The following is a 14,038-nucleotide window of genomic DNA, read 5'->3' on the forward strand; positions in this document are numbered from 1 at the left end:
CACAGAGTTAGGTTTACCTAACCCCCATTTCGCCCAGAAACTCCTCTCACCCGGCCCGTCGTGATGCAGACGTGACGGTAACGGGTGCGCAAGCGCCGCTTTCGTTCAGGTGCCATGTGTTTGAATCTTTGGAGCGGGTGCTTCGTCGCGCGCGGAAATGCTGGGGGTTTCACATGCGGGCATGGCGTCGTTCCGCGGCCGTGGCGATCGCGGGAGCGAGCGTTCTCGCCGTCGTGCTGAGCGGGTGCTCGCCGCAGGGTTCGGTGTCGATCAACGTCCCCACCCAGGTGGATGCCCCTCTGCCCGAGGCGACGGTGACCGAACTGCAAGCGGCCGTCACCTCGGCCATGACCGCGACGGGGTCCACCGGTGCGATCGTCGGCGTGTGGGCGCCCTGGAGCGGTACGTGGGTATCGGGTCTGGGAACGCAGGGGCCCGGCGGTGCGGAGGTCACCGCAGACCTCGGGTTCCGCGCGGGCGATGTGACCGGCGCGATGACGTGCGACGTGCTGTACCGCCTCGCGGCCGACGGCACGCTGTCGATGAGCGACCCCGTGACGACCTGGGTCAGCAACCTCCCCGGCTACGACGACATCACCCTGCGTCAGCTCTGCGACGGCACCTCCGGCCTCGCGTCGTACACCTCGGTGCTCGACGGGGTCACGGCGAACAACCCCGAGCGCGTGTGGAACCCGCGCGAGCTCATGACCTACGGCATCGCGAGCCCGCGCACCAACGCCCCGGGCGCAGCCTTCGCCGATTCGGCGACCAACTTCGTCCTCGCCGGTCTCGCGGCCGAGCGCGCCGCCAACGAACCGATCGCTCAGCTCATCGCCGAGCGCGTCACCGAGCCGCTCGGACTCGACGCGACCGGTCTGCCGAACCCGGCTCCCGCCGACCCCGCCGACGCGTCGCTGCGCGGATATTGGTCGCAGCAGAACGCCGAGGGTGCCTGGAACTGCACCGACCCGCGCGACTACACGGACATGTCGTCGAGCTACGGCGGTGCGGCCGCGGGCGCGGTGACGAACATCACCGACCTCGGTCGGTACGCGCAGGCGCTCGCCACCGGAGCGCTCCTGCCCGCCGGAAACGACCGGTTCGCCGCCCCCGTGCCCGTCGGCGGCGACCAGCCGACGTGGTTCACCTCGGCCGGCGGCGCCTTCCAGGCCGGCTCGCTGATCGGGCAGTACGGTTCGATGCCCGGCTATCTGGTGGGGGCGTTCGCCGACCCGACGACCGGGATGTCGGTCGCGGTCGTTCTGAACAATTCCGGCGGCGACAAGACCACCGGCGCCTGGCTGGCGTGGGAGCTCGCGGCGATCGCCTCGAAGGCTCCCGCCGCCCAGGGGCAGACCGCACCCCAGGCGGGGTTGCCGTGGACCGCCGAGCAGATGCGCGACAACATCAACAGCAAGGCCATCTGCGCCGCTCCCGCCGGATGACCCGGCGATGACCGCGCGCGGCGGGCAGGGGTCGGCCGCCTCGCTCGTGCTGGTCGGTCTGGCGTGTCAAGAGGTCGGCGCCTCGTTCGCCGTGATGCTCTTCCCCCACACCGGGCCGCTCGGCATCGTCATGCTGCGGCTGCTGTTCTCGGCCGTGCTGCTGCTGGTCATCGCGCGCCCGCGCCTGCGCGGACACACCGGTTACGCGTGGCGCTCGGTCATCGGATTCGGCGTGGTGCTGGCATCCATGAACGGTCTCTTCTATCTCGCGCTGCAGCGTCTGCCCCTCGGCGTGACGGTGACGATCGAGGTACTCGGGCCCCTTACCCTGTCGATTCTCACCGCGACGGGGGTCGCGCGGTGGGTATGGGCGGGACTCGCGCTCGGCGGTGTGGCCGCGCTCGGCGCGGGAGGCTGGGATCGCCTCGACGCGCTCGGCGTGCTGTTCGCCTTGGGCGCGGCGGTGAGCTGGGCGCTGTACATCCTCGCGTCGGCGCGGGTCGGCCGGGAGTTCCCGCGGCTCGACGGTCTCGCGCTCGCGATGACCGTGGGCGCCGTGATCGCCCTGCCGTTCGGGATCGCCCAGGCAAGCTCGGCCCTGCTGCGGCTCGACATCCTGGCCATCGGGGCCGCGGTCGCGCTGCTGTCGTCGACCATCCCGTACGCTCTCGAACTCGTGGCGCTCCGGCGCCTGGCGGCCTCGGCGTTCGCGATCCTCATGAGCCTCGGGCCCGCCACCGCTTCTCTCGCCGGGTTCCTCCTGCTCGGCCAACACCTCTCGTGGCTCGAGCTCGCCGGGATCGCGCTCGTCATCACGGCCAGCATCGGGGCGGTGCTCGCCGCCGCGCGTCGCAGCGCCGGGGCGCGGCATCCGGGACCGGACGCCGACGAACCCCGGCGTCGCAGCGCCGGGGCGCGGCATCCGGGACCGGACGCCGACGAACCCCTGAGCGAGCCCGTCGGCTGAGCCGCACCCACCACGTTCCTCTTCGCCGCGGCCCGGGCGACGGAGGCGGCGGCTCGTTGTCGACGCCGCCGGGCGACTCTGGCGCGGGCAGTGTCGTGCGTGACTTGCTTCTCTGCGGTCGGCGCGATACGGTGAAACAGTCCTATCCGTACCGTTTCGCTCCGTCCCGTTCCTTCTGAGTTATGTTTACCCCCGAGACTGCGGGATCCGAGGCCGGCTGTGCGGAAGTGTCTCGCAACCTGAACGGGGCAAACGGCCTCACCCGAGGACGCACTCCCCAGCGAGCCGGTGGGGGTATCGAGCGTCGCACCTTACCGCCTCGCCGCTCCGTCGAGCCCCAGCGCACATTTTCGCGGCGGGAGTCAGCGGAGACATGTCACACACCCGGAGAGAATCAATGAGAAGCACTGGACGTCGTCCCTTTCGTAGGGCGAAGGTGCTGCTGTCCGTTCTCGCGTTGCTCAGCCTCGGCGTGGGTGCGGGAGGTTCGACGGGCGCGTACTTTACGGCAGCGACTTCCATAAAAGGGAACGCTCTGTCTTCGGCAACGCTCTCGAGCCCCGAAGGGCTGAGCGTCGTCGGGGGGAACGACTCGGACAGCATCTCCTGGTCGTCGGCGACCAACCAGTCCTGGGCGGTGTCCAACAACGTGTCCTCTGGTATCACTTACACCCTCAGTCGCGCATACCCGAACCAGGGCTACGAAACGGTCTACAGTGGCAGCGGTACGTCCTATACGGACCCAGGTGCTCAACAAACGGTCCTCAAGTACAAGCAGGTATCGTCCGGCTTTACCCACACACTCGGGCTCACCGAGGATGGGAGGGTCTATTCATGGGGTTCGAACAATGCGGGCCAACGCGCATACGAAGATACGTTCAAGTACAGCTTCCCAACGAAGGTCACACTCCCCGGTACCGCTGTCCAGGTAGAAGCGGGTTACGAATTCTCGCTTGCGCTCCTTCAGGATGGCACCGTGTACGCCTGGGGTCGGAACGACTACGGCCAACTCGGAGACGGGACGTCGACGCTGAAAAAAACTCCCACGAAGGTCAACCTGCCTTCAAATGTGGTGATTTCGTCACTCAGTCACCTTGCCCCGCGCTCCTTCGACGCGTTCGCCGTAACCACCGCGGGAGACGTTTACGCGTGGGGCCGGAATGGCAATGGCCAGCTCGGAATCGGTTCGGGAACCAATCAAAACACCCCCGTCAAGGTCGCTGGGACATACAAGTCGGTCGCGGCGGGAGATCTCCACACGCTGGCGATTGACAATTACGGTGACCTCTGGGTATGGGGTTACGGTAAAGATGGTCGTCTCGGCGACGGCGCGACCAACGGCTATGACAGGCCCACTCGGATGAGCAGGGACAAGGACGCCTCGTGGCTCCCCCCGTTCACAGATATTCGAGCGGGCCTGGCCTTCTCACTCGCCCTCGACAATTCCGGCAGGGTATGGATTACCGGAAGCATGTTCGACGACGTCACGCCTGGTCGAGGATATTTCGAACAACTTTCTCTGCCGGCACCAGCCGTCGCGATCGCGGCCGGACAGCACACCGCGTGCGCGATTCTGAACAACCAACAGCTGTGGTGTTGGGGTAGTAATGAGGGCACGAGCTCCCTGCTGGGAGACGGCACACAACAAACCCAGCGCTACCCCATTCGCAATCAAATGACCGGGAACCTCCCCGTGCAGAGCGTGACAATCGGCTTCTACAATGTGTTTGCCATCACGACCCAGCAAGACAGCGCGAAGAGCAATGTCCTGGCCTGGGGGTTGGACGATGACTACCAGCGCGGAACAGGCCAGGACCCCACGCCGAGCAACTCCACGAAACAGTACGCCGAATGGGTCTATCCAACCCTGGTTTGTCCGAGCGGCTCTTCCCGGAGGGGCTCGTACTGCACTATTCCCTCGGGAACGACGTATTCACTCAAGTACTCCTATTTGGGGTGGACGTCTCCGGTCAGCACGCGAACGAAGTGACGGTTTCGATACAGCGAAGTGGGGGTCGCCACAGGAAATGGTGCGAATCACGCGACTTCTCGCAGAGTGCGTGGGGCGTCTGGCGGGCCATCTTCGGGCGCCCAGCCGTGAGCGATTCCGTTCGCTGAGCGACCGCCACGTCCCCCGGGCAGATGCAAGGGGTCGGTCCCGCCTCCCCTCGGTAGTGAGGATGACGACATGAGCGACGACCAGCAGCAGACCAAGAAGGACTTCGACGAGGCGGTCAACATGACCGCGAGCGAGCTGAAGAAGTGGCTCGACACGGGCGAATCCAAATCCGTCGGACAGAAGAAGGACGGCGGCGAGTCGACCGGCCACGAGAGCGGGCGCCACATCGTGCGCATTCTCGAGAAGAAGAAGGCCGACCTCACCGACGACGACTATGCCCACATGCGGAAGGTCGTCGGGTACGTCAAGCGGCACAGCGCGCAGAAACCGAAGGGCGATGTCACCGACACCGACTGGCGGTACTCGTTGATGAACTGGGGCAACGACCCGAAGAAGTGAGCGGCGCCGGGGAACGGCCCGTATACATCGCGTAAGGATCGCGCGTCGTCGGGCCCCGCGTCATAGCCAGGCGGGGTACAACGGAACCATGCCCATCATCGACAGCGCCGTGTACGTCGACGGACACCGGATCGAGAACCCCGCGAGCCTCGACCAGACCTTCGAGTACATGGAAGCTCACGGAGGCATGGCGTGGATCGGGTTGCTCCGCCCCGCGCCCGAGGAGCTCGAGCGCGTCGCCGCCGAGTTCTCGCTGCATCCCCTCGCCGTCGAGGACGCCCTCGCCGGGCACCAGCGCGCGAAGCTCGAGCGGTACGGGGGCAACCTCTTCGCGGTTCTGCGCCCCGCCCGCTACATCGACGAGACCGAGACCGTCGAGTTCGGCGAACTGCACGTGTTCATCGGCCCCGATTACGTGGTGACGGTGCGGCACGCAGAGGTGCCCGACCTCGCGGCCGTGCGCAAGCGGCTCGAGAAGAACCCCGACCTGCTCGCGCGGGGGCCCGAGGCGGTGCTCTACGCGATCCTCGACGAGGTGGTCGACCAGTACGACCCCGTCGCCCGCGGCCTTCAGAACGACGTCGACGAGATCGAGGACCAGCTGTTCGGCGAGGGCGGTGCCGATCTGACGCAGCGCATCTACGAACTCGCGCGTGAGGTCATCCACTTCCAGCGGGCGGCCGAGCCCCTGCGCGACATGCTCGAGGCGCTGCTGCGCGGCGCCGACAAGTACGGCGTCGACCTCGAGCTCCAGCGGTCGTTGCGCGACGTGCTCGACCACGTGCTGCGGCAGTGCGAGAAGCTGACCGCCCTCCGGGCGATCCTCGACAACGCCCTCACCGTCAACGCGACGCTCGTGACGCAGCGCCAGACCGAGACCTCGCTTAAGCAGAACGAAGAGGTCAAGAAGATCTCGGGCTGGGCGGCGATCCTGTTCGCCCCGTCGCTCGTGGGCGGCATCTACGGCATGAACTTCAAGAACATGCCCGAGCTGGACTGGACCTTCGGTTATCCGATGGCCCTCGCGCTCATGGCCGCCACCTCGGTCGGTCTGTGGTTCGCGTTCAAGCGCAAGCACTGGCTCTGACCCGTCGCGCCGGGTCGCGGCATCCCGTCCGGGATGCCGACATGTCGGCGCGCTTGCTGGACAGACGCTGCGCAATTCGCACGATGGGTAGGTGACCGACTCCTCCCCCCGCTCGAGCGACGCCGCCGAGCCGCCCCGCACCACCTCGACCGTCCAGCTCGAGGACAGCGGCTATCACAAGCGACTCACGTCGCGTCAGGTGCAGATGATCGCCATCGGCGGCGCGATCGGAACGGGCCTGTTCCTGGGTGCTGGCGGTCGCCTGGCGCAGGCCGGCCCCGCGATCGTGCTGTCGTACGCCGTGTGCGGGGTCTTCGCCTTCTTCATCCTCCGCGCGCTCGGCGAGCTGGTGCTCCACCGGCCGACCTCGGGGTCGTTCGTGTCGTACGCGCGCGAATTCTTCGGCGAGAAGGCGGCGTTCGTCTCGGGCTGGTTCTACTGGATCAACTGGGCGACGACCACGATGGTCGACATCACCGCCGCCGCGCTCTACATGAACTTCTTCGGCAAGTACGTGCCGTGGATCGCCGCCGTCCCGCAGTGGGTGTGGGCGCTCGCCGCGCTCGTCACCGTGCTGGCCGTCAACCTGGTGTCGGTGAAGGTGTTCGGCGAGCTGGAGTTCTGGTTCGCTCTCATCAAGGTCGCCGCCCTCGTGGCGTTCCTGCTCGTGGGCATCTACTTCGTCGTCTTCGGCACCCCCACGGGCGCCCCCACCGGGTTCTCGCTGATCGCCGACAACGGCGGGTTCTTCCCCAACGGCATCCTGCCCGCGATCATCCTCATGCAGGGCGTGGTGTTCGCGTACGCCTCGATCGAGCTGGTCGGCACCGCCGCCGGCGAGACGAAGAACCCCGAGAAGGTCATGCCGCGGGCGATCAACTCGGTCATCTTCCGCGTCGCGATCTTCTACGTCGGCTCGGTGCTGTTGCTCGCCCTGCTGCTGCCGTACACGGCGTACACGAAGGACGAGAGCCCGTTCGTCACCTTCTTCGGGTCGATCGGCGTGCCGGGCGTCGACGTGATCATGAATCTCGTCGTGCTCACCGCTGCGCTGTCGTCGCTGAACGCGGGGTTGTATTCCACGGGCCGCATTTTGCGCTCGATGGCGGTCGCGGGATCGGCGCCGAAGTTCGCCGCGCGCATGAACAAGGCGGGCGTCCCCTACGGCGGTATCGCGATCACCGCGGTCGTCGCATTGCTCGGCGTCGCCATCAACTACGTCAACCCCAGCGACGCGTTCGAGACCGTGCTGAACGTCGCCGCCGTCGGCATCCTGGTCACCTGGGCGACGATCATCCTCTGCCAGATGAAGTTCAAGCGCCTCGCCGACCGGGGCGAGCTCGTGCGGCCGAAGTTCCGCCTGTTCTGGGCGCCCTACACGGGGTACGCGACGCTCGTCTTCCTCGCGATCGTGCTCGTGCTGGTGTTCATCGACTCTCCCGCGACGCTGCTGGTGGCCGTGCTCGCGAGCCTCGCCATCACGATCGGCTGGTTCGCCTGCCGCAAGCGCATCGCCGAGCTCGCCGCCGAGCGCGAGGGCTACACGGGCACGGTGCCGGTGGTGCCGAGCCCCTTCCCGCAGCCGCGCGAGAAGAAGGCGCGCGACACGAAGCGCTGAGCCCGCGGGCTCTCGGCGCGGCGCTCGGGCTTCGGCTCGGGCGCCGCGCTCTTTCATGGGGGCGTGTTCACCTCCGTTGAGTGTCCGAAACACCCGGACGTTTTCGATTTTGGTCCGGGTGTTTTGGACACTCGGGAGGGGGTGGGGCGCCGGATGCCGGCATCCCGTCGCTCGTGTTCCGGCGCGGGGCGTCGCCAGCCCGCGCCCCGGACACGATACGTTGAGTGTCCAGAACACCCGGACGTTTTCGATTTTGGTCCGGGTGTTTTGGACACTCGAGAGGGGGTGGGGCGCCGGGGCACGGGGCGGGGTTCGGGGTTCGGCTCGGGCGGCGGGTCAGGCGTCGGAGGGCCAGCCGCAGTAGGCCTCGGCGAGGTAGGCGCGGCCGTGCTCGGACTCCACGACGGTGCGCAGTTCGCCGATCTGGCGTCGACGGTCGAAGTCGGTGGCATCCGGGGCCACGTGCAGCAGGCTCGTCATCCACCATGAGAAGTGCTGCGCCTTCCAGATGCGGCGGCTGGCGGTCTCGGGGTACGCGTCGAGCAGGCGCTCGTCGTTCTCGAGCAGCAGCGCCTCGAGGGCGGCGGCGAGCAGGCGCACGTCGGCGATCGCGAGGTTCATGCCCTTGGCGCCGGTGGGCGGCACGGTGTGCGCGGCATCTCCGACGAGCGCGACGCGGCCTCGGCGCAGCTCGTGCGCGACGAAGCTGCGGAAGCGCAGGACGTCGCGCTGGAAGATCGGGCCCTGCTTCAAGGTCGTGCCGGGCACGCGCCTCTGCAGCTCGTCCCACAGCTGGGACTCGGAATACGCGTTCGTGTCGGTGTCGGGGTCGCACTGGAAGTACATGCGCTGCACGGTGTCGGAACGCTGGCTGACCAGGGCGAAGCCGTCGGGGGAGTTGCTGTAGATGAGCTCGTCGCTCGAGGGTGGGGCCTCGCACAGGATGCCGAACCATGCGAACGGGTACTCGCGGAAGTATCCGCCGGTGCTCGAGCCGGTGACTGCGGCGCGAGCGACGCTGCGCGAGCCGTCGGAGCCGACGACGAAGTCCGCCTCGATCTCGAGGGGCTGCCCGTCGGCGTCACGCGCGATGACGCGGGGGCGGGCGGTGTCGGCGTCGTCGACGCGCTCGGCCGTGACGCCGAAACGAAGATCCTGCCCGGCGTCGAGCCGCGAGGCGATCAGGTCTTTCAGCACCTCGTGCTGCGGGTACAGCCAGACGGCACGGCCGACGGATGCCGCGAAGTCGATGCGGTGACCCTCGCCCTCGAAGCGCAGTTCGACGCCGTCGTGGCGGTGCCCCTCGGTGCGGGCACGCGAGGCGGGACCGAGGGTGTCGAGCAGTTCGACGGTGCCCTGCTCGAGGATGCCGGCCCGGATCGTGCTCTCGATGTCGTCGCGCGAGCGCTGGTCGATGACGACGGACTCGATGCCCGCTCTGTCGAGCAGGTGCGAGAGCAGGAGCCCCGCGGGGCCGGCGCCGACGATGGCGACGCGGGTACGGACGGTGGTGGTCATGGCGTCTCCTTCGACGGTGGCTGTGTCGATGGTGCCCCTCGCTCCGCCGCTGCGCCGCGGTGTTCTCATTGAACGGGATAGCGCTCACGCCCGCGACGAGTCCGCTCCCGCCGCCTCTTCGCCCCGCGGACGACCGAAGTCCACCCCGCGCGACGAGAACGGGGTCAGCGGCGGTAGCCGAGGGCGCGCTCGGTGTCGCGGGCGGCGCGGTGCAGCTCGACCAGGGCGAACGGGGTCTCGGCGTCGCGGGGGAGCACCACCGACAGGGCGGCGATCACCGCCCCCGTCTCATCGCGCACGGGCACGGCGACTCCCGTCGAGACGCTGTCGACGTAGCCGGGGGCGATGACCCGGCCCAGGCTGCGGATCTCGGCGAGCACGCGGCGCAGGGCCGCCGGGTCGACGATCGTCTCGGGGGTGACGGCGCGCAGGGGTCCGGCGAGCACGCGCTCCCGCAGATCGTGGGGGGCGAAGGCGAGGAGGACGAGACCCGACGACGACGCGTGCAGGGGAAGACGCCCTGCGATGCGCGTGATGTTCGCCCCCGAGTCGGGGGCGCTGAGCCGCTCGAGGAAGAGGGCTTCCTCCTGCTCGAGGATCGCCAGCTGCGTGTGTTCGCGCACGCGCGTCTGCACCCGCTCCATCGCCGGCAGTGCTGCTTGGCGCAGGCGCAGGGCGTGAGAGGACCGCGTGGCCAGTTCCCAGAGGCGCATGCCCACGCGGATGCGGCGCTCTTCGTCGCGCTCGAGCAAGCCGGCATCCACCAGCTCGTTCACGATCCGATGCGCCGACGAGCTCGGCAGACCCGCCCGCCGTCCGATGTCGGACGTGGTCTGCGCGGTGCGCGTGGGGGTGAAGGTCTCGAGGATCCGCACCAGGCGGTCGGTCACCGAGTCGCCCGAGGGGGAGTTCGCCATGGGGTCAGGATGCCATGATTCCCATTCAGCGGGAACCGCTCGCCACTGCTGGGGACGGTGTCGGAGCATTGTCTGGTCGAAGGAGACCCCATGTCGAACCCTCCCGCCGCCGCCCCCGAATCGCTGCTGGCCGCACCCGATCAGGCCACGCAAGACGAGATCGTCCGCGAGATCCGCGCCCGTCACGCCGAACTCGACGCGCTCGAGGCCGCGGGCACGCATGTCGCCGCGACCGCCCACGACTTCCCGGCGTATCGGTCGAGCGTGCTGCGGCATCCGACCAAGAATCCGAAGCTCGTCGACCCCGAGACGATCGAACTGTTCTCGCCCGCGTTCGGACAGCGAGACGTCGCCGCGATCGAGTCCGACCTCACGCTGCAGCACGCGGGCGAGCCGCTGGGGGAGCGCATGAGCGTGCAGGGGCGCCTGCTCGATTCGTGGGGCCGGCCGGTGGCGAACCAGCTCATCGAGATCTGGCAGGCCAACGCCGCCGGGCGCTACATCCACCAGCGCGACCAGCACCCCGCCCCGCTCGACCCGAACTTCACCGGCGCCGGGCGCGCGGTCACGAACGACAACGGCGAGTACCGGTTCACCACCATCAAGCCCGGGCCCTATCCGTGGAAGAACCACCGCAACGCGTGGCGGCCCGCGCACATCCACTTCTCGGTGTTCGGCTCGTCGTTCACGCAGCGGCTCGTGACGCAGATGTACTTCCCCGGTGATCCGCTCTTCGCGCTCGACCCGATCTACAACTCCATCCACCGTCAGAAGGACCGGGACGCCCTCGTGGGCGTCTACGACCACGACCTGACCTCGCCCGAGTGGGCGACGGGCTACCGCTTCGACATCGTGGTCGACGGGCCCGAGCAGACCTACTTCGAGCAGGAGGGCGACGAGTGATCCCCGCCAAGACGCACCGCGCCACCCCCGGCCAGACGGTCGGACCGTTCTTCGCCTACGGCCTCGAGTTCGACAAGCAGCATCAGGTCGTCTTCCCGCACTCGCCCGGGGCGATCGTGCTGAGCGGCACCATCCTCGACGGAGCGGGAGCGCCGATCCCCGACGCCCTCATCGAGATCTTCGGGGCGGATGCCGACGGCTCGGTGCCGCGCGCGCGAGGCGCGTTCCGCCGCGACGGTCACACGTTCACCGGCTTCGGCCGCGCCTTCACCGACGACGAGGGGCGCTACTCGTTCTGGACGCGGGAGCCGGGCGGCATCTGGGGGCGCGCGGGATTCTTCGCCGCGATCGTGTTCGCGCGCGGCCTGCCCGACAAGCTGCACACCCGCATCTACTCGCCCGCCGACCAGGACGCTCTCGCCGCCGACCCGCTGCTGTCGTCGCTCTCGAGCGAGGAGCGCGCTAGCCTCGTCGCGACCCGGACGCCCGACGGGTACCTGTCGCACGACATCCGACTGCAGGGCGAGAACGAGACGGTGTTCCTTGCGTTCTGATCCCCTTCCGCGCATCGACCTCGGCCTGCTCTCGCCGGTGAGCGTCGGTCATGACGCGCTGCTGTCGGACGGGTTCGTGCTGTCCACGATGATCCGCGTCGAGTGCGCGCTGGTCGCGGCGTACGTCGAGGTGGGGGCCGCCCCGCGCGGGGCGCGGGTCGAGATCGACCACGTCTTCGGGATCGACGAGAAGGGTGGCGCGTCCCCGCGCGGGATCGACGTCGACGCCCTCGTCCGCGACGCGGTCGCCGGGGGCAACCCCGTGATCCCGCTCGTCGGCGCGCTGAAGGCGCAGGTGCCCGAGGAGCATCGAGCGTGGATCCACCGCGGGGCGACGAGCCAGGACATCCTCGACACAGCGCTGATGGTGGTCGCGCGGCGCGCGGTCGAACAGACGCGTCGTTCGGTCGAGAACGCGGCCGTCTGGGCCCGACAGCTCGCCACCGCGCACGCCGACGAGGTGTCCGCGGCCCGTACCCTCACCCAGCACGCCGTGCCCACCACGATCGGTGCGCGCGCCGCGATCTGGGCGCGCGGACTCGAGCGCGCCGTCGTGCGGCTGGATGCCCTTGTCTTCCCCGCGCAGCTCGCGGGTGCGGGGGGGACGCTCGCGTCGTTCGTCGAGATCACCGGATCGACGGATGCCGCCGATGCCCTTCCCGCGGCTTTCGCCCGGGCCCTCGAACTCGACGCCCCCGACGCGCCCTGGCACGTGGCGCGTTGGCCTGTGACGGAGATCGGAGACGCCCTCGTCCAGGCCATCGATGCGCTCGGCAAGATGGCCGCCGACGTCGCGACGCTCAGCCGCACCGAGATCGGCGAGGTCTCGGAGGGCGTGGGCGGAGGATCGTCGGCGATGCCCCAGAAGCAGAACCCCGCCGAGGCGGTGCTCACCCGCTCGGCCGCCCTGCGCGCACCGCACCTGGGTGCGACCCTGCACCTCGCCTCGGCCCTCGCGGTCGACGAGCGCCCCGACGGCGCCTGGCACTCCGAGTGGCCGACACTGCGCGAGCTGCTCCGGCTCGCGGTCGGCGCGTCGGCGCACGGATCGTCCCTGCTCGCGCACCTGCGCGTCGACGCGGCCGCCGCCGCCGCCACCGTCGGTCTGACCGGCGGGCGCATCGTCAGCGAGCGCCTGCGGGGAGTGCTCGTGCCGCTCATCGGTGCCGAGCGCTTCGCGGCCCTGCTCGATGGTGACGACGACCTCGCCCCGCGTCTGCGCGCGCTGCCCGAGGCGGCCGGTCTCGACGTCGACACGTTGCTCGACCCGGCTCGGTACCTCGGCCTCGCCCCCCGCCTCGCGCGTGGCACGGGTCACGCGGGCGGCGGCACGGCACGCAGCAGGGGAGTCGACGCATGAGCCTCGTTTCGCTGACCGAGCCGGTCGGACCCGCCGACGCGCCCCTCGTGGTGCTGGGGCCGTCGCTGGGCACCTCGACGATCCTCTGGGAGGACGTCGTGCCCCTCCTCGCCGACGACTACCGCGTCTGCGCATGGGACCTCCCCGGCCACGGCGCGGGGCCCCGGGCGCACGAGGCGTTCACCGTCGGAGACCTCGCGGATGCCGTGGCCGCCGCCGTACCCGAGGAGACGTTCCTCTACGCCGGGGTGTCCCTGGGCGGTGCGACGGGGCTCGAGCTCGCGCTGCGGCACGGCGAGCGTCTTCGAGGCGCCGCGATCGTGGCATCCGGAGCCGTCCTGGGAGAACCCGCGTCGTGGACGGACCGGGCGGCGCAGGCCCGGGCGCAGAGCACGTCGAGCCTCATCGTCGGCTCGGCCCAGCGCTGGTTCGCCCCCGACTCGATCGCGCGGCGTCCCGAGTTGACCGGGCGTCTGCTGCACGTCCTTCAAGATGCCGACGACGACGGCTACGCGCGCTGCTGCGAGGCGCTCGCCGCGTACGACGTGCGGCCCGTGCTGGGCGAGATCCGCGTCCCCGTGCTCGCCGCCTGGGGGTCGTTCGACGCCGTCGCCCCCGAGGCCAAGGCGGTCGAGATCGCCGAGGGTGTGGCGGACGGCCGTGTCGCGCGCATCGACGACGCCGGCCATCTCCCGCCCGCCGAGCAGCCCGAGGCCGTGGCGGCGCTGCTGCGGTCGTTCTTCGTATCTGCGACCGGAAAGGACGCCTGATGCCCACCGACCAGGAACGCCACGACCAGGGCATGGCCGTTCGCCGTGCCGTGCTGTCGGACGAACACGTGGACCGCGCGACGGCGGCGACGACCGAGCTCACCGCCGACTGGCAGGACTTCATCACGCGCGTGGCCTGGGGCGACGTCTGGTCACGGCCCGGTCTGGATCGCCGCTCCCGTTCGGTCGCGGTGCTGAGCTCGCTCATCGCCCACGGCCACCACGAAGAGCTCGCGATGCACCTGCGGGCGGCACTGCGCAACGGCCTCACGATCGACGAGATCCGCGAGGTGATCCTGCAGTCGGCGATCTACTCGGGTGTGCCGGCGGCCAATACGGCGTTTCGCATCGCGACTCAGGTGTTCGCCGAGGACGCGTGAG

The 14,038-nt window shown here is 69.3% G+C and carries 13 protein-coding genes; 11 read left to right on the forward strand and 2 right to left on the reverse strand.

Annotated features, from left to right (window positions below):
• The first annotated feature begins 173 nt into the window (after nucleotides 1-173).
• The 6 genes from AB6V29_RS12210 (at nucleotide 174) to AB6V29_RS12235 (ending at nucleotide 7,635) form a co-directional block, all read left to right on the forward strand.
• A complete protein-coding gene (locus AB6V29_RS12210; RefSeq protein WP_307313807.1) occupies nucleotides 174-1,445 on the forward strand; it encodes a serine hydrolase in 1,272 nt (423 codons plus the stop codon).
• 7 nt (nucleotides 1,446-1,452) lie between these two features.
• Entirely contained in the window at nucleotides 1,453-2,412 is a 960-nt protein-coding gene (locus AB6V29_RS12215) for a DMT family transporter (protein ID WP_369358912.1), read from the forward strand.
• A gap of 436 nt (nucleotides 2,413-2,848) precedes the next feature.
• Nucleotides 2,849-4,402 (forward strand): RCC1 domain-containing protein, encoded by a 1,554-nt coding sequence (locus AB6V29_RS12220; RefSeq protein ID WP_369358913.1) that lies wholly within the window; start codon nucleotides 2,849-2,851, stop codon nucleotides 4,400-4,402.
• 198 nt (nucleotides 4,403-4,600) lie between these two features.
• Nucleotides 4,601-4,930: a DUF3140 domain-containing protein gene (locus AB6V29_RS12225; protein ID WP_369358915.1), complete on the forward strand. Its 330-nt coding sequence runs from the start codon at nucleotides 4,601-4,603 to the stop codon at nucleotides 4,928-4,930.
• An 88-nt stretch (nucleotides 4,931-5,018) separates the two neighbouring features.
• Nucleotides 5,019-6,017: a magnesium/cobalt transporter CorA gene (gene corA, locus AB6V29_RS12230; RefSeq protein ID WP_141378021.1), complete on the forward strand. Its 999-nt coding sequence runs from the start codon at nucleotides 5,019-5,021 to the stop codon at nucleotides 6,015-6,017.
• A gap of 91 nt (nucleotides 6,018-6,108) precedes the next feature.
• A complete protein-coding gene (locus tag AB6V29_RS12235; protein ID WP_307313801.1) occupies nucleotides 6,109-7,635 on the forward strand; it encodes an amino acid permease in 1,527 nt (508 codons plus the stop codon).
• Nucleotides 7,636-7,971: 336 nt separating this feature from the next.
• Here the strand turns inward: AB6V29_RS12235 and AB6V29_RS12240 are convergent, their stop codons facing one another.
• Both AB6V29_RS12240 and AB6V29_RS12245 read right to left on the reverse strand, forming a co-directional pair.
• Complete coding sequence (locus AB6V29_RS12240) at nucleotides 7,972-9,153, reverse strand: 4-hydroxybenzoate 3-monooxygenase (RefSeq protein WP_369358919.1); 1,182 nt, start codon at nucleotides 9,151-9,153, stop codon at nucleotides 7,972-7,974.
• Between the two features lie 164 nt (nucleotides 9,154-9,317).
• Nucleotides 9,318-10,070: an IclR family transcriptional regulator gene (locus AB6V29_RS12245; RefSeq protein ID WP_210076812.1), complete on the reverse strand. Its 753-nt coding sequence runs from the start codon at nucleotides 10,068-10,070 to the stop codon at nucleotides 9,318-9,320.
• Nucleotides 10,071-10,160: 90 nt separating this feature from the next.
• Here AB6V29_RS12245 and pcaH point away from each other — a divergent pair, with 90 nt between their 5' ends.
• Genes pcaH through pcaC form a run of 5 tightly spaced genes read left to right on the forward strand, consistent with a single transcriptional unit; the run spans nucleotide 10,161 to nucleotide 14,037 of the window.
• Entirely contained in the window at nucleotides 10,161-10,973 is an 813-nt protein-coding gene (gene pcaH / locus AB6V29_RS12250) for a protocatechuate 3,4-dioxygenase subunit beta (RefSeq protein WP_267788605.1), read from the forward strand.
• Nucleotides 10,970-11,527, forward strand: coding sequence for a protocatechuate 3,4-dioxygenase subunit alpha (gene pcaG, locus AB6V29_RS12255; RefSeq protein ID WP_369358921.1), 558 nt, complete (start codon nucleotides 10,970-10,972; stop codon nucleotides 11,525-11,527). Before pcaH ends, pcaG begins: the two co-directional genes overlap by 4 nt.
• Nucleotides 11,517-12,887 (forward strand): lyase family protein, encoded by a 1,371-nt coding sequence (locus AB6V29_RS12260; RefSeq protein ID WP_267788603.1) that lies wholly within the window; start codon nucleotides 11,517-11,519, stop codon nucleotides 12,885-12,887. Before pcaG ends, AB6V29_RS12260 begins: the two co-directional genes overlap by 11 nt.
• On the forward strand, nucleotides 12,884-13,657 hold the full coding sequence (locus tag AB6V29_RS12265) for an alpha/beta fold hydrolase (RefSeq protein WP_369358923.1): 774 nt from the start codon (nucleotides 12,884-12,886) through the stop codon (nucleotides 13,655-13,657). The genes AB6V29_RS12260 and AB6V29_RS12265 overlap by 4 nt, the downstream gene beginning before the upstream one ends.
• Complete coding sequence (gene pcaC / locus AB6V29_RS12270; RefSeq protein ID WP_267788601.1) at nucleotides 13,657-14,037, forward strand: 4-carboxymuconolactone decarboxylase; 381 nt, start codon at nucleotides 13,657-13,659, stop codon at nucleotides 14,035-14,037. The genes AB6V29_RS12265 and pcaC overlap by 1 nt, the downstream gene beginning before the upstream one ends.
• The last annotated feature ends 1 nt before the right edge of the window (nucleotide 14,038 follow it).

Source organism: Microbacterium sp. 20-116, assembly GCF_041079415.1.
Lineage (GTDB): Bacteria > Actinomycetota > Actinomycetes > Actinomycetales > Microbacteriaceae > Microbacterium.

Coding starts and splice junctions, on each gene's coding strand:
- AB6V29_RS12210 (WP_307313807.1), top strand. CDS start 174: ATGCGGGCATGGCGTCGTTCCGCGGCCGTGGCGATCGCGGGAGCGAGC.
- AB6V29_RS12215 (WP_369358912.1), top strand. CDS start 1,453: ATGACCGCGCGCGGCGGGCAGGGGTCGGCCGCCTCGCTCGTGCTGGTC.
- AB6V29_RS12225 (WP_369358915.1), top strand. CDS start 4,601: ATGAGCGACGACCAGCAGCAGACCAAGAAGGACTTCGACGAGGCGGTC.
- corA (WP_141378021.1), top strand. CDS start 5,019: ATGCCCATCATCGACAGCGCCGTGTACGTCGACGGACACCGGATCGAG.
- AB6V29_RS12240 (WP_369358919.1), bottom strand. CDS start 9,153: ATGACCACCACCGTCCGTACCCGCGTCGCCATCGTCGGCGCCGGCCCC.
- AB6V29_RS12245 (WP_210076812.1), bottom strand. CDS start 10,070: ATGGCGAACTCCCCCTCGGGCGACTCGGTGACCGACCGCCTGGTGCGG.
- pcaH (WP_267788605.1), top strand. CDS start 10,161: ATGTCGAACCCTCCCGCCGCCGCCCCCGAATCGCTGCTGGCCGCACCC.
- AB6V29_RS12265 (WP_369358923.1), top strand. CDS start 12,884: ATGAGCCTCGTTTCGCTGACCGAGCCGGTCGGACCCGCCGACGCGCCC.
- pcaC (WP_267788601.1), top strand. CDS start 13,657: ATGCCCACCGACCAGGAACGCCACGACCAGGGCATGGCCGTTCGCCGT.